This window comes from Pseudomonas sp. S07E 245, from assembly GCF_019599025.1.
Taxonomy (GTDB): domain Bacteria; phylum Pseudomonadota; class Gammaproteobacteria; order Pseudomonadales; family Pseudomonadaceae; genus Aquipseudomonas; species Aquipseudomonas shirazensis.
Genome location: NZ_CP080625.1, coordinates 419,146 through 444,047, shown reverse-complemented (window position 1 = coordinate 444,047; position 24,902 = coordinate 419,146). Strand labels below are relative to the sequence as shown.

The 24,902-nt window shown below is 62.1% G+C and carries 19 protein-coding genes and 1 pseudogene; 9 read left to right on the top strand and 11 right to left on the bottom strand.

Annotation, left to right across the window (positions count from 1 at the left end; translation table 11 throughout):
- Positions 1 to 8: 8 nt before the first annotated feature.
- Together K3F44_RS02125 and K3F44_RS02120 are read right to left on the bottom strand one after the other, a co-directional pair.
- On the bottom strand, positions 9 to 452 hold the full coding sequence (locus K3F44_RS02125) for a GFA family protein (protein ID WP_188035587.1): 444 nt from the start codon (positions 450 to 452) through the stop codon (positions 9 to 11).
- Positions 453 to 829: 377 nt separating this feature from the next.
- Positions 830 to 2,131: an MFS transporter gene (locus K3F44_RS02120; RefSeq protein ID WP_220633257.1), complete on the bottom strand. Its 1,302-nt coding sequence runs from the start codon at positions 2,129 to 2,131 to the stop codon at positions 830 to 832.
- 490 nt (positions 2,132 to 2,621) lie between these two features.
- Between K3F44_RS02120 and K3F44_RS02115 the strand changes: the two genes are divergently transcribed.
- Positions 2,622 to 3,416 (top strand): substrate-binding domain-containing protein, encoded by a 795-nt coding sequence (locus K3F44_RS02115; protein ID WP_220633256.1) that lies wholly within the window; start codon positions 2,622 to 2,624, stop codon positions 3,414 to 3,416.
- A gap of 47 nt (positions 3,417 to 3,463) precedes the next feature.
- On the opposite strand, the gene K3F44_RS02110 is transcribed toward K3F44_RS02115, so the two are convergent.
- Positions 3,464 to 4,036 (bottom strand): TetR/AcrR family transcriptional regulator, encoded by a 573-nt coding sequence (locus K3F44_RS02110; protein WP_188035585.1) that lies wholly within the window; start codon positions 4,034 to 4,036, stop codon positions 3,464 to 3,466.
- A 148-nt stretch (positions 4,037 to 4,184) separates the two neighbouring features.
- Between K3F44_RS02110 and K3F44_RS02105 the strand changes: the two genes are divergently transcribed.
- The gene (locus K3F44_RS02105; protein WP_220633255.1) at positions 4,185 to 4,979 is read left to right on the top strand and encodes an SDR family oxidoreductase; all 795 of its coding nucleotides are present in this window, start codon (positions 4,185 to 4,187) and stop codon (positions 4,977 to 4,979) included.
- Here the strand turns inward: K3F44_RS02105 and K3F44_RS02100 are convergent.
- From K3F44_RS02100 to K3F44_RS02090, 3 genes are all read right to left on the bottom strand, one after another.
- Positions 4,969 to 5,850 carry a carboxylate/amino acid/amine transporter gene (locus K3F44_RS02100; RefSeq protein WP_188035583.1) on the bottom strand — a complete coding sequence of 294 codons (882 nt, stop codon included), beginning with the start codon at positions 5,848 to 5,850 and terminating at the stop codon, positions 4,969 to 4,971. The two genes, K3F44_RS02105 and K3F44_RS02100, sit on opposite strands and share 11 nt — an antisense overlap.
- A 91-nt stretch (positions 5,851 to 5,941) precedes the next feature.
- Complete coding sequence (locus tag K3F44_RS02095) at positions 5,942 to 6,541, bottom strand: FMN-dependent NADH-azoreductase (protein WP_220633254.1); 600 nt, start codon at positions 6,539 to 6,541, stop codon at positions 5,942 to 5,944.
- Between the two features lie 109 nt (positions 6,542 to 6,650).
- Complete coding sequence (locus K3F44_RS02090) at positions 6,651 to 6,965, bottom strand: 3-phosphoglycerate kinase (protein ID WP_220633253.1); 315 nt, start codon at positions 6,963 to 6,965, stop codon at positions 6,651 to 6,653.
- A 48-nt stretch (positions 6,966 to 7,013) separates the two neighbouring features.
- Between K3F44_RS02090 and K3F44_RS02085 the strand changes: the two genes are divergently transcribed.
- The 4 genes from K3F44_RS02085 (at position 7,014) to K3F44_RS02070 (ending at position 11,209) form a co-directional block, all read left to right on the top strand.
- The gene (locus tag K3F44_RS02085) at positions 7,014 to 7,937 is read left to right on the top strand and encodes a LysR family transcriptional regulator (RefSeq protein WP_103436513.1); all 924 of its coding nucleotides are present in this window, start codon (positions 7,014 to 7,016) and stop codon (positions 7,935 to 7,937) included.
- 13 nt (positions 7,938 to 7,950) lie between these two features.
- A complete protein-coding gene (locus K3F44_RS02080) occupies positions 7,951 to 8,763 on the top strand; it encodes an alpha/beta fold hydrolase (RefSeq protein ID WP_101317579.1) in 813 nt (270 codons plus the stop codon).
- The gene (locus K3F44_RS02075; RefSeq protein ID WP_101317577.1) at positions 8,757 to 9,314 is read left to right on the top strand and encodes a peptidylprolyl isomerase; all 558 of its coding nucleotides are present in this window, start codon (positions 8,757 to 8,759) and stop codon (positions 9,312 to 9,314) included. Before K3F44_RS02080 ends, K3F44_RS02075 begins: the two co-directional genes overlap by 7 nt.
- Before the next feature lie 62 nt (positions 9,315 to 9,376).
- Entirely contained in the window at positions 9,377 to 11,209 is a 1,833-nt protein-coding gene (locus K3F44_RS02070) for an ABC transporter ATP-binding protein (protein WP_220634129.1), read from the top strand.
- Positions 11,210 to 11,260: 51 nt separating this feature from the next.
- On the opposite strand, the gene K3F44_RS02065 is transcribed toward K3F44_RS02070, so the two are convergent.
- Positions 11,261 to 12,388, bottom strand: coding sequence for a GNAT family N-acetyltransferase (locus tag K3F44_RS02065; protein ID WP_150571511.1), 1,128 nt, complete (start codon positions 12,386 to 12,388; stop codon positions 11,261 to 11,263).
- A 240-nt stretch (positions 12,389 to 12,628) separates the two neighbouring features.
- Between K3F44_RS02065 and K3F44_RS02060 the strand changes: the two genes are divergently transcribed.
- Complete coding sequence (locus K3F44_RS02060) at positions 12,629 to 13,873, top strand: putative porin (protein WP_150571510.1); 1,245 nt, start codon at positions 12,629 to 12,631, stop codon at positions 13,871 to 13,873.
- A gap of 132 nt (positions 13,874 to 14,005) precedes the next feature.
- Here the strand turns inward: K3F44_RS02060 and K3F44_RS24700 are convergent.
- The 3 genes and pseudogenes from K3F44_RS24700 to hrpA form a co-directional block, all read right to left on the bottom strand.
- A pseudogene (locus tag K3F44_RS24700) lies at positions 14,006 to 14,358 on the bottom strand (transposase).
- 200 nt (positions 14,359 to 14,558) lie between these two features.
- Positions 14,559 to 15,680: a beta-ketoacyl-ACP synthase III gene (locus K3F44_RS02055; RefSeq protein ID WP_101317571.1), complete on the bottom strand. Its 1,122-nt coding sequence runs from the start codon at positions 15,678 to 15,680 to the stop codon at positions 14,559 to 14,561.
- Between the two features lie 228 nt (positions 15,681 to 15,908).
- Complete coding sequence (gene hrpA / locus K3F44_RS02050) at positions 15,909 to 19,814, bottom strand: ATP-dependent RNA helicase HrpA (protein ID WP_220633252.1); 3,906 nt, start codon at positions 19,812 to 19,814, stop codon at positions 15,909 to 15,911.
- A 478-nt stretch (positions 19,815 to 20,292) separates the two neighbouring features.
- On the opposite strand from hrpA, the gene K3F44_RS02045 reads away from it, so the two are divergent.
- Complete coding sequence (locus tag K3F44_RS02045; protein WP_220633251.1) at positions 20,293 to 21,657, top strand: glutamine synthetase family protein; 1,365 nt, start codon at positions 20,293 to 20,295, stop codon at positions 21,655 to 21,657.
- A 30-nt stretch (positions 21,658 to 21,687) separates the two neighbouring features.
- A complete protein-coding gene (locus K3F44_RS02040) occupies positions 21,688 to 22,995 on the top strand; it encodes an FAD-binding oxidoreductase (protein WP_101317565.1) in 1,308 nt (435 codons plus the stop codon).
- A 52-nt stretch (positions 22,996 to 23,047) separates the two neighbouring features.
- On the opposite strand, the gene fadD1 is transcribed toward K3F44_RS02040, so the two are convergent.
- Positions 23,048 to 24,745: a long-chain-fatty-acid--CoA ligase FadD1 gene (gene fadD1, locus K3F44_RS02035; protein ID WP_150571506.1), complete on the bottom strand. Its 1,698-nt coding sequence runs from the start codon at positions 24,743 to 24,745 to the stop codon at positions 23,048 to 23,050.
- Positions 24,746 to 24,902: the final 157 nt, after the last annotated feature.

Below are 24,902 nucleotides of genomic sequence, written 5' to 3'. Positions count from 1 at the left end.
CTGGATAATCACTCAGGATTGCTCTCGTAGCGCAGCCAGCCTGCCACTCGCGAGCCCCCATCTAAGCGGTCTTTAGGGTGAGTGCGGCCATCACTGACAGTCACCTCAGGGAAATCAAACGGGCTCATGCCTTCAATACAGGCCACATTGACCCCGTACTGATCAGGCGCAGAACGGCGCTGATGGAAGGTGTAGATGCCACACTTGGAGCAGAAGTAGTGCTTGGCTTCACGCGTGTGGAACTGATAAAGCGTGAGCGCCTCTTGCCCTTGGGTGACAGTGATATCGTCCAGGTTGGCTGATACCGCAACGGCACCGCGCATACGGCAGAGCGAGCAGTTGCACCGGCGCGCAGTACGCACACCATCGGTCAAGCGCACTGAAAACTGCACAGTCCCGCAATGGCAGGCGGCCTGGTACACGGGACGATCATCGTTGCTTGCATCAGCCATGGCGATTCTCCAGAGGCATCCGAGGCAAAAGTGGCACAGGTCTGACACTCCATTGACCTGCCTTTCACTTAGTTTTCACGAGCGACTTGGCAGTCTATACCCATCCCTACGTGATAGACCTTAGCCCGCCTAGCAGCGGGCTTTCTTTTGCCTGCAATTTTTTGTCAAACCAAGCGTCTTCAGCATACCCACCTCAGTTCTCAGGGTGCCGCTGGCATAAGTGTGCTGCGCCAGACACTTACACTGACTTTGACAGCCACGAGAAAACTCACCTTGGTGAGCCAGTGGCTATTGGCTTTGCTCGCCCAGAGTGGGGCTTCCAGGAAGACGCATCGGGCTGATGCCTGGCAGCTGAGCCGCCAAGCGTCATAACCCGATCAAACCGCCGCGTGTGGCTGAGCGGTCTTGACCCGGCGGTACAACACCAGCGTGGCACACAACGCGCAGCCAGCAGCGAAGGTTACCCAGTACGCCGGCGCAGCCTTGTCACCGGTGAGGTGGATCAGCCAGGTCGACATGGCTGGGGTGAAGCCGCCAAACAACGCCGTGGCCAGGCTGTAAGCCAGCGAGAACCCGGCCACTTTCACCTCGACCGGCATGATCTCGGTCAGCGCCGGGATCATTGCGCCGTTGTAGAGCGCATAGAGGAACGAGAACCACAGCAGCACTTCAAGCATGTGCGAGAAGCTCGCTGCCTGAGCCAGGTACGACAGCGCCGGGTAAGCGGTGAACAGCGTCAGCACGGTCATCGCTATCATCATCGGCTTGCGCCCGAAGCGGTCGCTGAGCATGCCGCCGATGGGCAACCAGAAGAAGTTCGATACGCCGACCAGCAGCGTCACCAGCAAGGCGTCGGTGGTGGTCAGGTTGAGTACGGTCTTGCCGAAGGTCGGTGCATACACGGTGATCAGGTAGAAGGCGCTGGTGGTCATTGCCACCATCAACATGCCGCCGATGACAACACCCCAGTTGCTGGCCAGTGTTGCCACCACCTGCTTCATGGTCGGACGATGGGCGCGATTGGCGAACTCTTCGGTTTCCTGCAGGCTGCGCCGCAGCAGGAAGATGAACGGGATGATCATGCAACCCACGGCAAACGGTACGCGCCAGCCCCATTCACTGATCTGCTCAGGCGCCAACCACTGGTTCAAGCCGTAGCCCAGTGCTGCGGCAACGATGATCGCCACTTGCTGGCTGCCGGACTGCCAGCTGGTGTAGAAGCCCTTGCGCCCAGGCGTGGCCATTTCCGACAGGTAGACCGACACCCCGCCCAATTCGGCGCCAGCCGAGAAGCCCTGCAGCAGCCGTCCGAGCAAGACCAGGGCCGGTGCCCACAGGCCAATGCTGGCGTATCCGGGCACCAGCACGATCAACAGCGTACCGCTGGCCATGATCGAAAGGGTCACGATCAAACCTTTGCGCCGGCCCACGTCATCGATGTAGGCACCGAGCACAATGGCGCCCAGCGGGCGCATGAGGAAGCCCGCGCCGAACACCGCAAAGGTCATCATCAGGGAAGCGAATTCACTCGCCGCAGGAAAGAATGCGGTTGCAATCTGAGTGGCGTAGAAGCCGAACAGGAAGAAGTCGAACTGCTCGAGAAAATTACCCGAGGTGACGCGGAACACGGCTGCGGCGCGGGAACGGGCAGTGCCCGCAGCGGGGGATGAAGCATGCATGACGGATCTCCAGCGATATTCTTAAAATGCTTGTTACGCTCTAAACTAGAGTATGCGGGACACATTTTGAAACAGTTAGTGTTTAATTTTCATGGATTGATGCGTCTTTGTTATCAATCGCCATATCCAAACCCTACTTCAGAGGCTGAATCTGCAGCCATTTGAACGCTACAGCTGGCATCGGACTGGTGTGTGAAATCTGACGGCGTGTTGACTTCACTTTCACTTAATTTTCACGGTAAGGGGCGCAATCTCTAGCTATCCCTACGTGTGATTGAACTTGCCCGCCTAGCAGCGGGCTTTCTTTTGCCCGCGATTTATCACCTCGCAAGCCAGTGCCCGATGCCGCAGCGTCTGCCCTGCTGTACCGACATAGGCAATAGTCGTTCACGCCGCTTGCTCAGAACATGAAACATCCTTCACGGCCCGTTAACTGAACCGGGGGCTGCGCCTCAGTAATCTGGATTCTTTTGATCCGGAGAACATTCCCATGCTTCGAACGATGTCCTGCGCGGCACTGTTGCTGGCCACCTTCGCGTGCTCGGCAGCTGAAGCCGTACCTGGCGACGCGAACACCCTGACCGTGCTCAGCTCGGGCGGCATCATGGGTGCGATTCGCGAAGTGGCGCCGGCTTACCAGAAAAAGTTCGGGGTCAAACTGAATGTTCTGGCGGCGCCGTCGATGGGCGACACCCCGCAGGCGATCCCCAACAGGCTGGCCAAGGGTGAGGATGCTGACGTGGTCCTGATGGTCGGCTCGGCGCTGGACACTCTGGTCGCTGACGGCCAGGCAGACAAGGCCAGCCGCGTCGACCTGGGCAAATCGTTCATTGCCATGGCCGTGCGTCGAGGCGAGCCGAAGCCGGACATCAGCACGATGCAGAACCTGCGCAAGGTGCTGGTGGAGAGCAAATCGGTCGCCTATTCGGACAGCGCCAGCGGTGTTTATCTGTCCAGGACGTTGTTCCCACGTATGCAGCTGGGGTCGGAGTTCAATGCCAAAGCCCACATGATCCCGGCCGAACCGGTCGGTGCGGTGGTCGCTCGCGGGCAGGCGCAGATCGGCTTTCAGCAGCTCAGCGAACTCAAGCCGGTACCGGGCATCGACATCGTTGGCTTGATCCCGGCCGAGGCACAGAAGATGACCATGTATTCCGGCGCCATGGTCAGCAAAAGCCAGCATCAGGCAGCGGCCAAGGCACTGCTTGAATACCTCGCTTCGCCTCAGGCAGATGCGGCGATCAAGAGCAGTGGCTTGTCACCGCTGCCGCACCACGCCAGCTGATCGCCAAGAAATTGACCACAAGGTTTGCGCAGCCGCGCAAGCCTTGCTCAGTCGGCAGCCAGCGCATCCAGCAGCTCGGCCCGGCACGCTTGCAGTATTTCGTCTGCCAGTGCTGAGTCATCCGGGCACGCCCGCGACAACATGACGGCACCCACGGCATGAGTAAACAGGCTCACGACTTTGGCGCGCGCCTGCTCGGGCGTCGCCCCTGTCCCCGCCCGGTACTTCTCTTCAAGGGCTGCAAGGGTCTTTTCGATGCCGCTGGCGAAGGTCGCCTTGACCTCATCGGACTGGCGAGCAGCATCGCCACCCAAGGCTGCAACGGTGCAGCCTGTGTCTCTGCCATCTCGGTGGGCGCGGGAGACGTAGCGATTGACGAACTCCTCCAGGCCAATAGTGCACGCACCGGCGGCAGACCTCTCCAGGCTGAGCGCTGCCGCTTCGGCCATCAGGTCGGCCTTTGAGCCAAAGTGCTTGTAGAACCCCCCTTGCGTGAACCCGGCAGTGGCCATCAGCTCGGCCACACCCACACCGTCGTAGCCGCGTTCACGAAACAGCTGCGAAGCCGTCTCGACGATATGCGCGCGATTGGCGAGTGATTGCGTCTTGGTGATCTTCATGGGGCGCCTCGGGACTTCGTAACGATGGGTCATCATACTATGATGTCGACCATAATCAAAACCGTTGACAGTTTTGATTATGGTCGACATCATAAAACCGCTTCCCCATCTGACTGTCCCAACAGCCACTCACCTTGAGTACTCGTCCATGAACAATGCTGAAACCGTACTGATCACCGGCGCTTCTTCTGGCATCGGCGCAACCTACGCCGAGCGCTTCGCCCAGCGCGGCCATGATCTGGTGTTGGTAGCCCGTGACAAGACCCGCCTGGATGCCCTCGCCGCAACGCTGAGCCAGCAATATGCCGTGGCCATCGACGTGATTCAGGCTGACTTGACGCAAAGCAGCGACCTGGCGACCGTCGAAGCCCGCTTGCGCGATGACAGCAGCATCACCCTGCTCGTCAACAACGCCGGCGCCGCGCAATCCGGCAGCTTTATCGAGCAATCAACGGACAGCGTGGCCAACCTGGTCGCGTTGAACACCACCGCCCTGGTTCGACTGGCCAGCGCCATCGCGCCACGGCTGGCGCAGGCCGGCAGCGGCGCGATCATCAATATCGGTTCTGTGGTGGGCCTGGCGCCGGAATTCGGCATGAGCGTGTACGGCGCGACCAAGGCGTTCGTGTTGTTCCTGTCACAGGGGCTGAGCCTTGAACTGGCGCCCAAGGGCGTCTATGTCCAGGCGGTTCTGCCTGCAGCGACACGCACGGAAATCTGGGATCGTGCCGGTATCGACATCAATACCCTGACTGAGGTGATGGCCGTGGGCGACCTGGTCGACGCTGCCCTGGTCGGCTTCGATCGCCGCGAGCCGGTGACCATCCCGCCCCTGCAGGACGCTGCACGCTGGGATGCGCTGCAGCTTGCCCGGCAAGGCTTGCTGGCAGAGATTCGCCAGTCCGTCGTCGCCGAGCGCTATCAAGGTCAGGCTATCGCCTGACCCCGCCAACGGCTGGCGCAGCGTGATTGCTGCCCAGCCGGCTGAGCCAGACCGAGGCCAGAATCATCAAGCCACCTATCAGCAAGCGCCCAAGCGGCTCGTGCTGGTTCCAGATCAGCAGGTTGAGCAGCAAGCCCACTGGCACATGCAGGTTGTTCATCACCGCAAGCGTTGCGCCAGAAACCAGGCAGGCGCCCTTGTTCCACCAGTACAGCCCCAGCGCCGTCGGCACCAGCCCCAGGAACAACAGCACCAGCCACTGCACATCGGTGCTCGGCAGGCGCTGGGCATTGCCGAACAGCAGAAACGCCGGCAGCACCACCAGCAGCGCGCCGAGGTAGAAGTAGCCGAAGCGTCTGTAGTGAGGTAAGTCGCTAGGGTTGCGGGCGATCAGGTGGCGATACAGCACCTGACCTGCGGCATAGGTGAAGTTGGCCAGTTGCAGCAGCAGGAAGCCGATGAAGAACTCGCCACTGATGCTGTCCATGCGGATCACCGCCGCACCCGCCACTGCGACCAGTGCAGCCACCAGCGCCCAAGGGTTGAAGCGTCGGTTCAGGGCGTCTTCGATCAAGGTCACGTGCAACGGCGTGAGGATGGTGAACAGCAGCACCTCGGGCACAGTCAGCACGCGGAAGCTCAGGTACAGGCAGACGTAGGTGACGCCGTATTGCAGGGCACCGATCAGCAGCATCGAGCGCAAAAAGCGCGGTTCGACCTGGCGCCAGCGGGTCAGCGGCAGAAACACCAGCCCGGCCAACAGCACCCGCGCCAGTACGGCGAAGTAGCTGTCGACGTTGCCGGCCAGATACTCGCCGATCAGGCTGAAGGAAAACGCCTGGATCAGCGCGACGATAATCAGGTAGCCCATGGTGCTCTCTCGCAAATCAAGGCGGCGACCTTAGCCGGTTGCGCCACCCTGGGCAACAGATCTGCAGCGGGCAACATCAAGCCTCAGTGGCTCACGCCAGCGCGGCCAGCCTGGCCTTGGCCTGGTTGACGCCCTTCTCGTGAAAATCACCACTCATGTTCAGCCCTTCGGCGTGGATGAACTCTACGTCGTGAATGCCGATGAAGGCCATGGCCTGACGCAGGTACGGTTCCTGATGATCGCTGCCGGCACCGGCATGAATGCCGCCACGGGCAGTCAGAACGATGGCGCGCTTGCCTTGCAGCAAGCCCTGCGGTCCGGTCGGGGTGTACTTGAAAGTGGTACCTGCGCGCAGCACATGGTCCAGCCAGGCTTTGAGGGTGCTGGGGATGGTGAAGTTGTACATCGGCGCCGCCAGCACCAGTACGTCGGCGGCGAGCAGTTCGTCAGTCAGCTGGTTGGAGCGCTCGAAAGCCTCCTGCTCAGGCATGGAGCGTTGCTCCGCAGGCTTCATCCAGCCGCCGAGCAGGTCGGCGTCAAGGTGCGGCAGCGGATTGGCGGCAACGTCGCGCAGATTGATCTGGTCGCCAGGATGCGCCGCTTGCCACTGCTGGATGAAGTCGCGGGTCAGCTGGCGCGACACGGAATCTTGCTGGCGGGCGCTGCTTTCGATGATCAATACGTGGGACATGCTGCCTCCATTGGCATAAACGGGGTGCGATTCAATGGAGGCGAGATTAGAGGTTGACCTATCGATAAAAAAGCGTAAAAAGTAGAGCCAATCTATCGATTTATCCGTTTTATTGCGGCTGACAGCTCAGCGCGATGCGCAGCTTGATGATCTGCCGGTTGAACTTCGCGGTCACGTCCACGCTTTTGTTTGCCGGCACCACTACGCGCCGCACGCGAGGCGCTTCCGGGCCGTTGCGAAAGTTGACCTTGCACGCCGCGGCCACTTCGCCGTAGTTGTTCACGGTAATGCTGCCGATGTCCTGATCAGTGTCATAGGCGGTGTAGTCGATCTTCACCCCGCTGATGTCCTTGGTCACATCGATCGGGTAAGCCATTGCGCTCAATGGCAGGCACAGCAAGACAGCCAGACAATATTTCTTCACAGGGCGCTCTCCTTGAAAGAGCGCAGCTTAGGACAACAGGAGCCGAAGATGAAAGCGCCGCGCGTAACCCTTGATCAGTGGCGAACCCTGCAGGCAGTGGTCGACCACGGCGGGTTTGCACAGGCAGCCGACGCCTTGCACCGTTCGCAATCGTCGGTCAGCTACACCGTGGCGCGCATGCAGGAGCAACTCGGCGTGCCGCTGCTGCGCATCGACGGGCGCAAGGCGGTGCTGACCGAAGCCGGCAACGTGCTGCTGCGGCGCTCGCGGCACCTGGTCAAGCAGGCCAGTCAGCTGGAAGACCTGGCCCATCATATGGAACAAGGCTGGGAAGCCGAGGTGCGCCTGGTAGTCGATGCAGCGTACCCCAGCGCCCGCCTGGTGCGCGCACTGAGCGCGTTCATGCCGCAAAGCCGCGGCTGCCGCGTGCGCCTGCGCGAAGAGGTGTTGTCCGGGGTCGAAGAAGTGCTCCACGAAGGCATCGCCGACCTTGCCATCAGCAGCTTCAGCATCGGCGGTTACCTGGGCACCGAGCTGAGTTCGGTCGAGTTCATCGCCGTCGCCCACCCGGAACACAGCCTGCACCGACTGGGCCGCGAGATCACCTTCCAGGATCTGGAAAGCCAGTTGCAGGTGGTGATCCGCGACTCCGGCCGCGCTCAACCGAAAGATGTCGGCTGGCTCGGCGCCGAGCAGCGCTGGACAGTCGGTAGCCTGGGCACCGCCGCGACCTTTGTCGGCAGCGGTCTGGGCTTTGCCTGGCTGCCGCGGCACATGATCGAGCGCGAGCTGCGCGAGGGGCTGCTCAAGCCATTGCAACTGGATCAAGGTGGCAGTCGCCACCCACTGTTCTACCTTTACTCGAGCAAAGAGAAAGCCCTCGGCCCGGCCACGCAGATCCTCATCGATCTGCTGCGCAGCTTCGACACCGCGCCGCTGGATGTGCCTTTCGCCGCCCCTCCACAAGCCTGAGAAGCCCGCGCCCATGGCCTATTTCGAACATGAAGGCTGCACCCTGCACTACCAGCAATACGGTCAGGGCGAACCGCTGGTGCTGCTGCACGGCCTCGGTTCGAGCAGCCTCGACTGGGAGCTGCAGGTGCCGCTGCTGAGTCAGCACTACCGGGTGATCCTGCTCGACAGCCGCGGCCATGGCCGCTCGGACAAACCCACCGACGGCTACCAGATCGCAACCTTCAGCGAAGACCTGCTGGCCCTGCTCGAACACCTGCAGACCGGCCCGGTGCACCTGGTTGGCTTGTCGATGGGGGGCATGATCGGCTTTCAGTTCGCCGTCGATCACCCACGCTGGTTGCGCAGCCTGTGCATCGTCAACAGCGCCCCCGAGGTCAAACGGCGCACCCGCAGCGATTGGGTCTGGTGGGCCAAGCGCTGGGCCCTGGCCCGCGCCCTGAGTGTCGAGACGGTGGGCAAGGGCCTGGCCGCGCGCCTGTTCCCCAAACCCGAACAGGCTGACCTGCGGGAGAAGATGATCCAGCGCTGGGCGCGCAACGACAAGCGCGCCTACCTGAAGAGCTTCGACGCCATCGTCGACTGGGGCGTGGCGGAACGCATCGGCCAGATCCAGTGTCCGACACTGGTGATCGCCGCCGACCACGATTACACACCGGTACAACTAAAACAGCGTTACGTCGAACGGATCCCGCACGCCAGGCTGGCGGTAATCGAAGATTCGCGGCACGCTACGCCGCTTGATCAAGCCGAGGTCTTCAACCAGACCCTGCTGCAGTTCCTCACTAGCGTTTCCACCTCTCAAGGATCTTTGAGCCCATGCTGAAAAAAATTCTGCTCGCTGCCTGTTCGGTTGCTTTTGCCACTAGCGTCCTGGCCTCGGACAAGACCCCGCACGTGCTGCTCGACACCAGCTTCGGTCCGGTCGAAATCGAGCTGAACGCCGAAAAAGCGCCGATCAGCACCAAGAACTTCCTGCAGTACGTGGACAGCGGCTTCTACAACAACACCATCTTCCACCGCGTCATTCCGGGCTTCATGGTGCAGGGCGGTGGCTTCACCGAGCAGATGGTGCAGAAAGACACCAAAGACCCGATCAAGAACGAAGCCAGCAATGGCCTGCGCAACACCCGCGGCACTTTGTCGATGGCGCGCACGTCCAACCCTAACTCGGCCACCAGCCAGTTCTTCATCAACGTGAATGACAACGCCTTCCTCGACCCGGGCCGTGACGCTGGCTATGCAGTGTTTGGCAAGGTCACCAAGGGTATGGAAGTGGTCGATCAGATCGTCAATTCGCAGACCACCGTGAAAAAAGGCATGCGTGATGTCCCGGCTGACCCGGTGTTCATCAAGTCCGCCAAACGCATCGACTGACCGCTGGTTTCACAGGGACGTGATACTGCCAGCGGTCGGGTAGAACAGGAGTTGCAATGCCCATGCTGTACCGCCGTTTCGAAAAGCTCATCGATATCTTCCGTGATGCTCCGAGCGAGGCTCCACCAAGTACGGTGTGGGCCTTCTACCTGTACTACCTGCGTCAGGTCTGGCCGAGCTTCGTTGCCCTGCTGATCGTCGGCCTGGTCGCAGCGCTGATCGAAGTGGCGATGTTCGGCTACCTGAGCCGGATCATCGACCTCGCCCAGGGCACCCCGGACCCGAACTTCTTCAGCCTGCACGGCGCCGAACTGCTGTGGATGCTGGTGGTGGTGCTGCTGATCAGACCGCTGTTCTTCGGCCTGCATGACCTGCTGGTGCACCAGACCATCAGCCCGGGCATGACCAGCATGATCCGCTGGCAAAACCACAACTACGTGCTCAAGCAGAGCATGAACTTCTTCCAGAACGACTTCGCCGGGCGCATCGCCCAGCGCATCATGCAGACCGGCAACTCGCTGCGCGACTCGGCGGTGCAGGCGGTGGATGCGCTGTGGCACGTGCTGATCTACGCGATCAGTGCGCTGGTGCTGTTCGCCGAGGCCGACTGGCGCCTGATGGTACCGCTGCTGGTGTGGATCGCTTGCTACATCGGCGCACTTTGCTACTTCGTGCCACGGGTCAAGGCGCGAGCGGTGGTGTCTTCGGATGCCCGCTCCAAGCTGATGGGGCGGATCGTCGACGGCTACACCAACATCACTACCCTCAAGCTGTTTGCCCATACCGACTACGAGCAGCAGTACGCCCGTGAAGCGATCAGCGAGCAGACCGAGAAAACCCAGCTGGCCTCGCGCGTGATCACCAGCATGGATGTGGTCATCACCACGCTCAACGGTTTGCTGGTAGTCACCACCACCGGCCTGGCGCTGTGGCTGTGGAGCAACTCGCTGATTACCGTGGGTGCCATTGCCCTCGCGACCGGCCTGGCGATCCGCATCGTCAACATGTCGGGCTGGATCATGTGGGTGGTCAACGGCATCTTCGAGAACATCGGCATGGTCCAGGACGGCCTGCAGACCATTGCCCAGCCGGTCACGGTCACCGATCAGGCGCAGGCACCAGCGCTTGAAGTGACGCGCGGCGCGGTGCGCTTCGACAACGTCGGCTTCAACTATGGCAAGGGTCGCAGGGTCATCGATGGCCTGAACCTGGATATTCGTCCGGGTGAGAAGATCGGTCTGATCGGCCCGTCCGGCGCCGGCAAGTCGACTCTGGTCAACCTGCTGCTGCGTCTGTACGACGTTGAAAGCGGGCGCATCCTGATCGACGGGCAGAACATCGCCGAGGTCAACCAGGCCAGCTTGCGCGCACAGATCGGCATGATCACCCAGGACACCTCCTTGCTGCACCGCTCGATCCGCGACAACCTGCTGTACGGCAGGCCCGACGCGACCGACGAGGAAGTCTGGGCCGCCGTGCGCGGGGCCAGGGCCGATGACTTCATCGGCCAGTTGTCCGACTCGCAGGGCCGCACTGGCTTCGATGCGCATGTGGGCGAGCGCGGGGTCAAGCTCTCGGGTGGCCAGCGCCAGCGCATCGCGATTGCCCGGGTACTGCTGAAGAACGCGCCGATACTGATCATGGACGAAGCCACCTCGGCACTCGACTCAGAGGTGGAAGCGGCTATTCAGGAGAGCCTGGAGACGCTGATGCAGGGCAAGACGGTGATCGCCATTGCCCACCGACTGTCGACCATCGCGCGCATGGATCGACTGGTCGTACTTGACCAGGGCCATGTGGTCGAGACCGGCACCCACGCCGAACTGCTCGCCCATCAGGGCTTGTATGCACGCTTGTGGCAACACCAGACGGGCGGCTTCGTCGGGGTCGACTGACAGCCTTGTCGCGCCGGGCCTGCACAGGCTCGGCGTACACCTTGCTGACCCTTACTCCTGACGATAAGGCAGCATGCCCCGCGCCTCTTCGGCGTAAGCTCTGACGCCCTCCCCCTCCTGCTGCAAAAACTCCGCGACCGCCTCCCGCAAGCCTGGATGCAGCAGGTAATGCCACGAGCGAGTGATGACTGGCTCGAAGCCGCGAATCAGCTTGTGCTCGCCCTGCGCGCCAGCATCGAAACGTTGCAGCCCTTCAGCGATAGCAAAGTCCATGCCCTGATAAAAACAGGTCTCGAAGTGCAGCCGGTCGAACTCATCCAGGCAGCCCCAGTACCGCCCGAACAGGCTGTCGCCGCCGACCAGGCTCAAGGCCATGGCCACATCGCGGCCGGCCTGACGCGCGATCACCACGCGGATGGCCTCGGGCATGCGCTCGGCCAGCAGGCTGAAGAACTCACGGGTCAGATACGGCGCCCGCCCGCGGATGGTGTAGGTGTTGGCGTAGCACAGGTAGACAAAGTCCCACTGCAGCTCACTTAGCTGATCACCGCGGTACCACTGGAAGTCGATACCGTGGCCAACCACCTGCTCACGCTCCTTGCGCATCTGCTTGCGCTTGCGCGAGCTGAGCGTGTCGAGAAAGTCCTGGAAATCTCGATAGCCGCGGTTGCGCCAGTGAAACTGACAACCGAGGCGCTCCAGCCATCCCGGCAAGCCGGCGATGGTCTGGTCCAGCGCGGTGTCGGTGAAGTTGATGTGTGCGCCGGACAAGCCGCCCTTGTTCAGGTACTCAGGCAACGCCTGCAACAACAGCAAGCCGTCGGCTGAATCCTGCATCAGCACGCGTGGGCCACTGACCGGGCTGAACGGCACCGCGCCGAGCAGCTTGGGGTAGTAGGCGATACCGGCCCGGGCACAGGCATCCGCCCAGCCGTGATCGAACACATACTCGCCAAACGAATGCCACTTGCGATAGGCCGGCAACAGCGCGCGCACCTCGCCGTCGCGCTCCAGCACCAAGTGCTCGGCGGCCCAGCCGGTGGCCCGTACCACACTGCCGCTGTCTTCCATGGCACTGAGAAAGGCATGCCGCAAAAACGGCTGGCCAGCGGGCACCAGTGCATCCCAGCTAGCGGCTGGCAGGTCGCGGATGTGGGCAAGGCTGTACAAGCTGATCACGATATAAGCGCTCGTCGAGGTGGCCGCCAGTATCCGGCAAGGATGGCGCCACTGACAAATCCAGGCGGACTGTTTAACCGCAGTGCCACTAAATAGACATTATTCTGTCATTGCCCCCCGCAATACTTGCGCCTGTTTTCGAAACCGCGGCGACCTGTCTATTCAGGCGCTTTGCGCAGAATTGCCAACTCGGGGGTGGGCGTCCAAGCCTCCCCATATTGCTCAACACGGGAGAACTTTATGCGTCTTGTTTCTACACTAACTGGAGTGAGCCTGACCGGTCTGATGCTGGCTCTGAGTACTCCAGCCAGTGCTGCAGTCGACGCCAAGCTGCTCGAGATGCTCCGCGCCAATGGTTCGATCAACCAGGCACAGTACAACGAGCTGCAGGCCGACCTGTCTCAGGAAACCAAGGAAAAAGCCACGCAGAAAGCCCAGGCCGAACGCATGAGCTCCTTCGAACAGAAAGTCGCCTGGGCGGCCAAGACCCAGGTCAAAGGTGATGTGCGCCTGCGTTACGAAGACGTCAATGTCGACGACCCGAACGCCTCCAGCGGCAATCAGGACCGTCAGCGCGTGCGTGCTCGCGTCGGCTTCTACAGCGAGATCAACCCACAGGTCGATGCAGGCGTGCGTATCGCCACCGGCAGCAGCGCCGACCGCCGTTCGACCAACCAGAGCCTGGATAACTACTTCGACAAGAAGTCGCTGTGGGTCGACCTGGCTTACCTCGACTGGCACCCGACTGCCCTGCCCGGCCTGCATTTGATCGGCGGTAAAATGGCTCAGCCATGGGTGAGCATGGGCGACATCATCTGGGACAGCGACATCAACCCCGAAGGCGTGGCGGCTACCTACAAGACCGACCTGGGCGGCGCCGAAGTGTTTGCCAGCGCCGGTCAGTACACCCTCAAGGACAACGTCGACGGCGACGGTGTGCAGTACAAGCATGATGCGCAGGTCTACCACGGCCAGTTGGGTGCACGCTTCGCTCCGGCAGACACGCTCAAGGTCACCGTTGGCGCCAGCATCTACGGTTACGATAACGACAAGGAAGCGACCATCCTGCGCTCGTTCGGCAACACCACCAACGAGTTCAACCTCGTTGAAGGCTTTGGCCAGATCGACCTGACCGGCCTCGCGCTGCCACTCTCGGCCTATGGTCAGTACGTGAAGAACACCGACAGCACCGATGGCGAAGATCAGGCCTGGTTGGCGGGTCTGAAGACCAAGCTGGGCGCCTGGAGCCTGGATTACAACTACCGCGACGTGCAACGCAACGCTGTGGTCAGCCTGTTCACCGACTCTGACTTCGGCAACGGCTACACCGGTTCGCGTGGGCACAAGTTCAAGGTCGGTTACGAAATCGACAAGAACTTCTCGGTGGGCGCTGCTTACCTGATGGCCAAGACCGACCTGTCGCAACTGCCGAACAGCAATGCCGATGTCGACACTCTGCAGGTGGATCTGGAAGCCAAGTTCTAACCGAGTAATCTGGGGCCGCTTTGCGGCCCTTTCCGACCGGTCCGGCGCCCCGGCAAGGCCGCTCCTACACCGCGGTCTCTTGTAGGAGCGGCCTGGTGTCGCGAAATGAGGGCGCAGCCCTCACCGGGGCCGCTACAGCCAAACACAATCCCAATGCGAATACTCACCAACTCTGCGCACGATCCCCGCGCGTATTGGGTTGCGAATGATGTACAGCGCGACAGCCTTGATATCCTCATCCCGGCGTAATGCCCGATCATGAAATCCTTGCTGCCAGATATGCTGTCTAATGGCTCCAGTACGTTACAGAGCAACGCTGCTGCGGGATTTGAAGCTGCATATCAGGTTGGCGAGGGTTCCCGCTCCAAGCTCTACCAGCCAGTGAAAAGCGGCTGGCGATTTCGGGTGACGGTGGTGAGCAAATATGAGCGTCCGGGCTCGGATATTCGGCCACGGCGTAAGCTGTGGGCGTGGGGACTTTCCATGTCCTGCTCCTTTTGTGGGGTTCGGATACGGTAGTCGCGGTGGCGCTGAGGGATGTGTGATTAGGGTGTCCGGATGGTACGCCAGTGAGGGCTGCGCCCTCATTTCGCGACACAAGGCCGCTCCTACAGAGGACCGCGCATGACTGGCTAGCGCGGTCTCTTGTGTCGCGAAAGGGCTGCAAAGCAGCCTCGCTGTTAGATCACAGCTTGCGCAGGATCACGCTGCCAATCGAATACCCCGCCCCAAACGAACTCAGTACGCCCAACGCGCCCTTGGGCAGATCATCCTGATACAAATGCAGGGCAATCACCGAGCCCGCCGAGCTGGTATTGGCATACCGATCAAGAATCACCGGCGCATCCTCTTCAGCCACCTCGTGGCCGACCAGCTTCTTCACGATCAGATGGTTCATGCTCAGGTTGGCCTGATGCAGCCAGAACCTGCGCACGTCACTGGCCTGCAGATCGTTCTCGGCCAAATGCTGAGCAATCAGCTCGGCCACCATCGGGCACACTTCGCGGAACACCTTGCGACCTTCCTGCACGAACAGCTTGTCGGCAGCACCCTCACCGTCTTCGGCAGTGCGGTTGAGGAAGCCAAAGTTGTTGCGGATGTTGTTGGAGAACTGGGTCAGCAACTTGCTGCTGACAATCTCGAACTGGTGCGCCGAGGTCGCCAGGTCGGCACGCTCGATCAGCACTGCCGTGGCGCCGTCACCAAAGATGAAATGGCTGTCGCGATCACGGAAGTTCAGGTGCGCGGTGCACACCTCAGGGTTCACCATCAGCACCGCCCGCGCCTGCCCCAGCTGCACGCTGTTGGCGGCGGTCTGGATACCGAAAGTCGCCGAGGAGCAGGCCACGTTCATGTCGAAGGCAAAGCCCTGGATGCCCAACGCAGCTTGCACTTCGATGGCGATGGCCGGGTATGGCCGCTGCAGGTTGGAGCAGGCGACGATCACGCCATCGACATCGGCCGCAGTGCGGCCAGCGCGTTGCAATGCCATCAGCGCCGCGCTCACGGCCATCTCGCAGAGGATCGACTGTTCTTCGTTGCTGCGCTCAGGCAGCAGCGGCTTCATCCGCTGCGGGTCGAGGATGCCGGCCTTGTCCATGACGAAGCGGCTCTTGATGCCCGAAGCCTTTTCGATAAAGGCCGCATTGGATTCGGCCTGAGCCTCGACCTCGCCACGCTCGATGGCGTCGGCGTTGTCGGCATTGAATTGCTGCACCCAGGTGTTGAACGACTCCACCAGTTCTTCATTGGAAATGCTCTGGGCCGGAGTAAACAGGCCGGTGCCGCTGATCACGACGTTATGCACGATCGTTCCTCTGGTCGAAGGCCATCACGCTGGGGCGTTGGCCGAAATAGGGTTTGGCTAATGGCACCTTGGTACCAAGTTGAACCTGTAATTGTCTGCCTTGAAACGGCCGAAGGCTGTGCCTTCGAACGTTGCGCCTGGCCACACCTGCATCGGCGTATTGCTGCCCATGCCGGCCTGGCCAGGTCTCGCTGAAACCTGCAGCGAGTTTGCCACAACTTCAGCAATTTAGCCTTCTACCTGGCTCCACTGCTTGCTCAGGCGCTTGTCCGAAACCGCAACCTTGGTCCCCAACTGCTGGGCGAATAACGACACCCGGTACTCTTCCAGCAACCAGCGATACAGCACCAACTGCTCATCGCGCTTGCCTTCCTGGGCGTGCTTGTCGGCGCGGGTTTTGTACTGCGCCCAGAGGTTGGCCAGTTCGCCACTCCAGACCCGGTCCTTCTGAACCTGGCTGCCCAGCTTCTCCAGGCGCAGCTCGATCGCCTTCAGGTAACGCGGCAGCTCTTTGAGCCACTGCGCCGGTGTCTCTCGAATAAACCCTGGATAGACCAGGTTGGCCAACTGCTGCTTGATGTCGTTCAGCGACACCGCCTGACTCAGGTCGATCTTGCCCTTGAAGCGCTTTTGCAGGCCATGCCACAGCTTGAGGATCTCCAGGCTCAGGCGCGCCAGCCGCTCGGCATGCTCCGCCCAGCTGCCACGCTTGCGCTCGGCCAGCGACGCCAGTCCGGCGCCATCGCGTGGCAACTGCGCCTCGCCGTCGAGGATGCAGCTGTCGAGGCTGGCCAGGAGAATATCCTCGACCAGTGCCTCGACCCGGCCCATGTCGCGGTACAGCAAGCCCAGCTCGGTCAGCCCCGGCAGCTTGCTGCGCAGGAACTTGGCCGGCTCTGCCAACTGCTGCAGGAGCAACCGCTGCAACGCCCGGCGGTGCTGGAACTCGGCCTCGGCATGGGTCGAAAAACGCCCTTCACGGACCGCGCCCTTGTCCTCGACCAGCGCCGGATACACTGTCATCGACAACCCGGCGATCTTCTGCTGGGCGGTCTCGGCTACCGGGGTAAAGGCCTTGGCCTGTACCGGCTGGTCGGATTTTTCGGTACGCGGCATGGCCAACGCCGCCTGGCTGGCGGCAACAAAGCGTGCAGTCAGCTCGGCCAGATCACGGCCCTCGCCGAGGAACTTGCCCTCGCCGTCGACCACTTCGATGTTCATCCGTAGATGGCTCTCGACCAGCTCGACGGCTTCGGCCCAGGCTTCGTCCGAGACGCGCGCACCGGTCATGCGCAGCAACTCCTGGCCAAGGGCCTGAGGCAGGCTGCCCTGGCCAAAGGTCATGCGCGAAAGCGCCGCTTTGACGAAGTCCGGCACCGGCACGAAGTTCTTGCGCAGCGCCTTGGGCAGGCTGCGCACCAGGGCAATGCACTTGGCTTCGAGCAGGCCCGGCACCAGCCACTCCAGACGCTCGCCCGGCAGGCTCGGCAACAGCGGCGCCGGCACCCGCACGGTGACGCCGTCGCGCGGATGATTGGGCTCGAAGTGATAGCTCAGCGACAGGCTCAGATCACCGATCTTCAAGGTGTCCGGATACTGCGCGGCAGTGACTTCGCTAGCCTCGCGAGCGAGCACATCCTCTTCGCGCATGATCAGCAGGTTGGCGTCCTTCTGGCTGGTCATGCGGTACCAGGCATCGAAGGTCGCGGTCTGGTGAATCTCTGCCGGCAGGCGTGCTTCGTAGAAACCGTAGAGGGTTTCTTCGTCGGCCAGAATATCCCGGCGGCGGGCCTTGGCCTCGAGCTCGTCGAGCTGCTCGAGCAGGCGCTTGTTGGCCATCAGGCATTTGGCCCGCGACTGGATTTCGCCGCCAACCAGTCCTTCGCGGATAAACAGCTCACGCGAAACCACCGGATCGATCGGGCCGTAATGCACCGGGCGGCGACCGACCAGAATCAGCCCATAGAGGGTAATCTGCTCGAAGGCGACCACCTGGCCACGCTTCTTCTCCCAGTGCGGCTCGAAGTGGTTCTTCTTGATCAGGTGGCCGGCCAACGGCTCGATCCAGTCCGGTTCGATCTTGGCAACCATGCGCGCATACAGCTTGGTAGTTTCGACCAGCTCGGCGGCCATCACCCACTGCGGGCGCTTGCGACCGATGCCGGACGATGGATGAATCCAGAAGCGCCGCTGCCGCGCACCGAGGTAATCGCCCTCTTCGGTCTTCTGCCCGATCTGGCTGAGCAGGCCACTGAGGATTGCCTTGTGCATGCGCTGATAATCGACCGGCTCTTTGTTCACGGTCAGTTGCAGGTCACGGCAGATCAACGCCAGTTGCCGATGAGCATCACGCCACTCGCGCAGGCGCAGGTAGTTGAGGAAGTTCTTGCGGCACCAGTTGCGCAGCGGGTTGGCGGTCAGGGCCAGGCGCTGTTCTTCGAAACCGCGCCACAAATTCACCAGCCCGGCGAAGTCGGAGTCGACGTCCTTCCATTGCGCATGGGCCTGATCGGCCGCCTGCTGACGCTCGGGTGGACGTTCACGCGGGTCCTGCACCGACAGCGCACTGGTGACGATCAGTACTTCCTGCAGGCTGCCCAGGCGCGCGCCTTCAAGCAACATGCGCCCCAGCCGTGGGTCGATCGGCAGGCGTGCCAATTGCCGCCCGAGCGGGGTCAGCTGATTCTCGCGGTTGACCGCCGACAGCTCTTGCAGGAGGTTGAAGCCGTCGCTGATGGCCTTGCCATCCGGTGGCTCGATGAACGGGAAGGCATCGATATCGCCCAGGCGCAGATGCAACATCTGCAGGATCACCGCGGCGAGGTTGGTACGCAGGATCTCCGGGTCGGTAAACGCCGGCCGGCCATTGAAGTCATCTTCGCTGTACAAGCGAATGCAGATGCCCGGCTCGACCCGGCCACAGCGGCCCTTGCGCTGGTTGGCACTGGCCTGCGACACCGCCTCGATCGGCAGGCGCTGGACCTTGGCCCGGTAGCTGTAGCGGCTGATGCGCGCGGTGCCGCTGTCGATCACGTAGCGGATGCCCGGCACGGTCAGCGAGGTCTCGGCGACGTTGGTCGCCAGCACCACGCGACGGCCCGGGTGCGACTGGAAGATCTTCTGCTGCTCAGCCGGCGACAGCCGCGCATACAGCGGCAGGATTTCGGTGTGGCGCAATTGCGCCTTGCGCAGCATTTCGGCGGCGTCGCGGATCTCCCGCTCGCCCGGCAGAAACACCAGTACGTCGCCCGGCCCCTTGCCGGCACTGCGCTCGTGCGCAGCGATCTCGTCGAGGGTGGCCAGAATCGCCTGATCAACGCTGAGGTCTTCTTCGACCTGGTTGCCTTCCTCGTCATGCTCGCTGGTCAGCGGCCGGTACCAGGTGTCGACCGGATAAGTCCGACCAGACACCTCGATGATCGGCGCATCGTCGAAATGCTTGGAGAAGCGCTCCAGGTCGATGGTCGCCGAGGTGATGATCAGCTTCAGCTCGGGCCGACGGTGCAGCAAGGTCTTCAGGTAGCCGAGCAGGAAGTCGATGTTCAGGCTGCGTTCGTGGGCTTCGTCGACGATGATCGTGTCGTAGCGCTCAAGAAAGCGGTCATGCTGGGTTTCAGCCAGCAAGATGCCGTCGGTCATCAGCTTGACCAAGGTGTTGGCATCGCTCTGATCTTCAAAGCGCACCTGATAGCCAACCAACGCCCCCAGCGGCGTGCCGAGCTCTTCGGCCACCCGCGCGGCCACGCTGCGCGCAGCGATCCGCCGCGGCTGAGTGTGGGCGATCTGGCCGTGGCTGCCGCGGCCCAGTTCCAGGCAGATTTTCGGCAGCTGGGTGGTTTTGCCAGAGCCGGTTTCGCCGGCGATGATCAGCACCTGGTGTTCGCTCAGGGCTTTTTTTATCTCGTCACGCTTGGCCGCAATCGGCAGGCTGTCGTCGTAGCGGATACTCGGCACACTCGCCTGGCGCGCGCTGACTTTGTCGAACGAGGCTTGCACCTTGTCTGCCCACAAGGCCAGCTTGGCCTCGTCCGGGCGCTTGCGCAGCTCGTGCAGTTGCCGACGCAGACGATGACGGTCGGCGATCATGGCGTGGTCGAGATTGTTCAGCAGCTGGTCGATGGCGTTATCAGTCATGGGGCTTTTTAATGATGCAGGTGAGCCTGCTGGTACATGATTGGCATTCGAAGAGGGGCGATTGTCGCAGATTTGCCGAATCTTTGCTTTCAGCGCCGGGCGCGGGTTGCGTGAACTTCAGCGAGCATGGCCGGCGCGAATGTTTAGCCAGCAGCTAACTTAAGGTAGCCATTCGCTGATTTAATCAACCTTACAGCCCATGGGAGTATCAACCCATGAGCGTCCCCACCCGCACCGCACGCCCGCCGTCCCGCCCTTCGCTGCCGAAGGCCCGGGCCTGTGTCGGCGAAAATCCACTGGTGCACATCATCCTCGCCTTCTGGGCCCTGTGGCACTGCCGCCACGCTCGCCCGCCCGATCTTTCGGCCGCGTTGCACTGACCAGACCCGGCGTCTCTGCGCCGGTTTACCCAGTCCGGCCTGGCGCCCATTGCGCGCAGGTCCGTGCGCCTCAGCAATGAGCCGCGAGCGAATCCACCATGCACTTTGCTCCCCTTGAGCAGGCCGAACAGTTTCTGGCCAATAACCCTGATATCGACCTGATCGAGCTGTTCATCCTCGATGCCAACGGTGTGCCCCGCGGCAAGCTGCTGCACCGTGACGAACTGCTGGCGGTTTACCAAAGCGGCAGGCCGCTGCCGAGCACCATTCTTGGCTTGACCATCAATGGCGACGACGTGGAAAACTCCGGCCTGGTGTGGGACGTCGGCGATATCGACTGCCGCGCTTATCCCCTGCAAGGCAGTCTGGTGCGCCTACCATGGCGGCGGGTGCCAACCGCGGCGGTGCAAGTCAGCATGCACCCGCGTGAAGGCCTGCCAGCCAGTGTTGCCGACCCACGTCACGTCCTGCTGCGCACCATCGAAGCGCTCAAGGCCGACGGCTACCACCCGGTGATGGCCTGCGAACTGGAGTTCTACCTGCTCGACCAGCAGCGCGACGCCCACGGCCGGCCGCAGCCCGCGCTGGACAACGACGGCGGCCGCCCGCGCGCCACCCAAGTGTATGGCCTGCGCGAACTGGAGCAGATCGAGCCGTTTCTGGCTGACCTGTACGCCGCCTGCAAAGCCCAGGGCATCCCTGCGCGCACGGCGATTTCCGAGTACGCCGCAGGCCAGGTCGAGATCACTCTGGAACACGGCGACGCCCTGGCGGCGATGGACCAGGCCGTGCGCTACAAGCGCCTGGTCAAGGGCATTGCCCATGCCCACGGCATGCAGGCGTGCTTCATGGCCAAGCCGTTCGCCGAACTGGCCGGCACCGGCATGCACATGCACCTGAGCCTGGCCGACGCCGAGGGTCGCAATCTGTTTGCCAGTGAAGATCCGGCCGGCACGCCGCTGCTGCGCCAGGCAGTCGCCGGTATGCTCTGCCATCTGCATGAATCACTGTTGCTGTTTTGCCCCAACGCCAACTCGTTCCGCCGCTTCCAGGCCAACAGCTACGCGCCGCTGGCGCCGACCTGGGGCGTCGACAACCGCACCGTGAGCCTGCGCGTGCCCGGCGGCCCGGCCAACAGCCGGCACATCGAACACCGCATCTGCGGCGCCGACGCCAACCCGTATCTGGCGGCTGCGGCGATTCTCGCCGCCACCCATCAGGGCCTGCGCGAACAGCTCGACCCCGGCGCGCCGGTGACGGGCAACGGTTATGCCCAGGCCACCGAACACCTGCCCACCGACTGGCTGACCGTGCTCGCTGCACTGGAGCAGTCGACCTGGGCCAAAGAGGCTCTCGGCGAGGATTTTCTCGGGGTATACCTCAAGGTCAAGCGCGCCGAGTACCGCCAGTTCATGGCCGAAGTCGGCGAGCAGGACTGGCGCTGGTACCTGCACCAGGCCTGAGCCCTACCCTTTTCATCTCAAGGAATTCGCATGAACGCAGCACTGAACAAGGGTTCGGCCCAGCGCGCGCCGTCCTACTACAGCGCCACTGTCAACGATCACAGCCAGTACCCGACTTTGCAGGGTACGCACCAGGTCGATGTGGCGATCATCGGCGGCGGTTTCACCGGCGTAGCCACGGCGGTCGAGCTGGCCGAACGTGGGCTCAAGGTGGCCATTGTCGAAACCAATCGCATCGGTTGGGGCGCCAGCGGGCGCAACGGCGGCCAGGTGACGGGCAGCCTGTCCGGCGACGAGGCGATGCGCCAGCAGATGAGCGCGCGCCTCGGCAGCGAGGTCGATGACTTCATCTGGCAACTGCGCTGGCGCGGCCACGAGATCATCGAGCAACGGGTGCAACGCTACGGAATCGAGTGCGACCTCAAGCGCGGCCACCTGCACACCGCGATGAAGCCATCGCACATGGCCGAGCTGCAGAGTTTTCAGGCCGAGGCCCAACGCCGTGGCATGGGTGATCAGCTCGAGTTGCTCGATCGCGACGGGGTTGCCCGCCACCTGCAGAGCCCGCTGTACCTGGGCGGCCTGAAGAACATGCGCAACCTGCACCTGCACCCGCTCAACCTGTGCCTGGGCGAAGCGCGCGCGGCACACGCGATGGGCGCCCTGATTTTCGAGAATTCCGAGGTACTCGACATCGTTCACGGCCCTCGCCCGGCGGTGGTCACCGCCCAGGGCCGGATCGAGGCGCGTCAGGTGATGCTCGCCGGCGATGTCTATCACAAGCTGGAAAAGCGCCAACTGAAGGGCAAGATCTTCCCGGCGATGGGCGGCATCGTCACCACCGCGCCACTGGGCGAACTGGCCGAGCAGATCAACCCGGAGGATCTGGCGGTGTACGACTGCCGCTTCGTCCTCGACTACTACCGCCTGACCGCCGACAAGCGCTTGCTGTTCGGCGGTGGCGCCAACTACTCCGGCAAGGATTCACGGGATATCGCCGGCGAGCTGCGGCCGTGCATCGAGCGCACCTTCCCCGCTCTCAAAGGCGTGCCGATCGAGTTCCAGTGGAGCTGCGCGATGGGCATCGTGGTCAACCGCATTCCGCAGTTGGGCAAACTCTCGGACAACGTCTGGTACTGCCAGGGTTATTCCGGGCACGGCGTTGCCACCAGCCACATCATGGGTGAAATCATGGCTGAGGCGGTGACCGGAACATTGGAGAAGTTCGATACCTTTGCCGGCTGCAAGCACGTCAAGGTGCCAATGGGCGACCTGCTCGGCAATCCGCTGCTGGCGGCGGGGATGTGGTACTACCAGATGCTGGAAAAGCTGCGCTGACAGCTGCAGCGGCGACTGCGCGGGCATGAGCTGCCACGCAGTCGCCACCTGATCAGGCGGTCTTTTTCAGGCCTTGCTTCTTCAGCTCTTCGTCACGCAGCTCGCGGCGCAGGATCTTGCCGACGTTGGTGGTTGGCAAGGCATCACGGAACTCGATATAACGCGGCACCTTGTAGCCGGTGACGTTGGCGCGCATATGCTCCATGACCTGCTCCTTGGTCAGGGTCATGCCCGGCTTGACCACGATGAACACCTTGATCAGCTCGCCCGACTTCTCGTCCGGTACACCGATCGCAGCGCACTGCAGCACACCCGGCAAACCGGCGAGCACGTCTTCGAGTTCATTGGGGTAGACGTTGAAGCCGGACACCAGAATCATGTCCTTCTTGCGGTCGACGATACGCATGTAGCCATCGGTCTGGATCAAGGCGATGTCGCCAGTCTTCAACCAGCCATCGGCATCGAGAATCTCGGCGGTAGCATCTTCGCGCTGCCAGTAGCCTTTCATCACCTGCGGGCCCTTGACGCACAGCTCGCCGACCTCGCCCAGGGCAAGCTCCTGGCCGCTGTCATCGATGATCTTGCACAGCGTCGACGGCACCGGGATGCCGATGGTGCCGACCTGGTTGGCCTCAGCCGGATTGACCGCAGCAACCGGGCTGGTTTCGGTCATGCCGTAGCCTTCGCAGATGGCGCAGCCGGTTACGGCTTTCCAGCGCTCGGCAACGCTCAACTGCAAGGCCATGCCACCGGACAGGGTGATCTTCAGTGCCGAGAAGTCCAGAGCGCGGAAGCCTTCGTTGTTGCACAGGGCAACGAACAGCGTGTTGAGGCCGACAAAGCCGCTGAACTTCCACTTGCCGAGCTCCTTGACCATCGCCGGCAGGTCGCGCGGGTTGCTGATCAGCACGTTGTGGTTGCCGATCAGCATCATTGCCATGCAATGGAAGGTAAAGGCATAGATGTGGTAAAGCGGCAGCGGCGTGATCAGGATCTCGCAGCCTTCTTGCAGGTTGGCGCCCATCAACGCACGGCACTGGAGCATGTTGGCGACCAGGTTGCGGTGGGTGAGCATGGCGCCCTTGGCCACCCCGGTGGTGCCGCCGGTGTACTGCAGCACGGCAACATCATCGGCCTGCGGGTTGGCTTCGTTGACCGGCTGGCCGGCGCCCTTGGCCAAGGCATCGTTGAAACGTACGGCCTTGGGCAGGTGATAGGCCGGGACCATCTTCTTCACGTATTTGATGACGCTGTTGATCAGCAGCCGTTTCAGCGGCGGCAGCAGGTCGGCCACTTCGGTGACGATGACGTGTTTGACCTGGGTCTTGGGCACCACCTTTTCAGCCAGGTGGGCCATGTTGGCCAGGCACACCAACGCCTTGGCGCCAGAGTCGTTGAACTGGTGTTCCATCTCCCGCGTGGTGTACAGCGGGTTGGTGTTGACCACGATCAGGCCAGCGCGCATGGCACCGAATACCGCCACCGGGTACTGCAGCACGTTCGGCAGCTGCACGGCGATGCGGTCGCCCGGCTTGAGGTCAGTGTGCTGCTGCAGCCACGCGGCAAACGCGCCGGACAGCGTGTACAGCTCGCCATAGGTCAGGGTCTTGCCCAGGTTGCTGAAGGCCGGCTTGTCGGCAAAACGCTGGCAGGATTGCTTGAGCACCGCCTGGATATTGGGGAATTCATCAGGATTGATTTGCGCCGCTACCCCGGCTGGGTACTTATCCTTCCAAAAATTTTCGATCATGGAAGCCAACTCCTTGAGCAACAGCGAATTCTTTATACGCGTTTATGCGTTTATTATTGATAGAAGGCGCCGGTTCATTGCCAACCGTATCCTCTGAAAGCGGGCCGAGAGTATCAGCTTTGCCAAGGGTCGACTAGAGGCCAAAACAGGCCAAACG

What these genes read in the sequence shown, in the direction of transcription:
- hrpA (WP_220633252.1), bottom strand. Translation starts at nt 19,814, where the DNA reads ATGACTGATAACGCCATCGACCAGCTGCTGAACAATCTCGACCACGCC.
- K3F44_RS02115 (WP_220633256.1), top strand. Translation starts at nt 2,622, where the DNA reads ATGCTTCGAACGATGTCCTGCGCGGCACTGTTGCTGGCCACCTTCGCG.
- K3F44_RS02075 (WP_101317577.1), top strand. Translation starts at nt 8,757, where the DNA reads ATGCTGAAAAAAATTCTGCTCGCTGCCTGTTCGGTTGCTTTTGCCACT.
- K3F44_RS02105 (WP_220633255.1), top strand. Translation starts at nt 4,185, where the DNA reads ATGAACAATGCTGAAACCGTACTGATCACCGGCGCTTCTTCTGGCATC.
- K3F44_RS02040 (WP_101317565.1), top strand. Translation starts at nt 21,688, where the DNA reads ATGAACGCAGCACTGAACAAGGGTTCGGCCCAGCGCGCGCCGTCCTAC.
- K3F44_RS02070 (WP_220634129.1), top strand. Translation starts at nt 9,377, where the DNA reads ATGCTGTACCGCCGTTTCGAAAAGCTCATCGATATCTTCCGTGATGCT.
- K3F44_RS02080 (WP_101317579.1), top strand. Translation starts at nt 7,951, where the DNA reads ATGGCCTATTTCGAACATGAAGGCTGCACCCTGCACTACCAGCAATAC.
- K3F44_RS02095 (WP_220633254.1), bottom strand. Translation starts at nt 6,541, where the DNA reads ATGTCCCACGTATTGATCATCGAAAGCAGCGCCCGCCAGCAAGATTCC.
- K3F44_RS02045 (WP_220633251.1), top strand. Translation starts at nt 20,293, where the DNA reads ATGCACTTTGCTCCCCTTGAGCAGGCCGAACAGTTTCTGGCCAATAAC.
- K3F44_RS02120 (WP_220633257.1), bottom strand. Translation starts at nt 2,131, where the DNA reads ATGCATGCTTCATCCCCCGCTGCGGGCACTGCCCGTTCCCGCGCCGCA.
- K3F44_RS02085 (WP_103436513.1), top strand. Translation starts at nt 7,014, where the DNA reads ATGAAAGCGCCGCGCGTAACCCTTGATCAGTGGCGAACCCTGCAGGCA.
- K3F44_RS02060 (WP_150571510.1), top strand. Translation starts at nt 12,629, where the DNA reads ATGCGTCTTGTTTCTACACTAACTGGAGTGAGCCTGACCGGTCTGATG.
- K3F44_RS02110 (WP_188035585.1), bottom strand. Translation starts at nt 4,036, where the DNA reads ATGAAGATCACCAAGACGCAATCACTCGCCAATCGCGCGCATATCGTC.
- K3F44_RS02125 (WP_188035587.1), bottom strand. Translation starts at nt 452, where the DNA reads ATGGCTGATGCAAGCAACGATGATCGTCCCGTGTACCAGGCCGCCTGC.
- K3F44_RS02100 (WP_188035583.1), bottom strand. Translation starts at nt 5,850, where the DNA reads ATGGGCTACCTGATTATCGTCGCGCTGATCCAGGCGTTTTCCTTCAGC.
- fadD1 (WP_150571506.1), bottom strand. Translation starts at nt 24,745, where the DNA reads ATGATCGAAAATTTTTGGAAGGATAAGTACCCAGCCGGGGTAGCGGCG.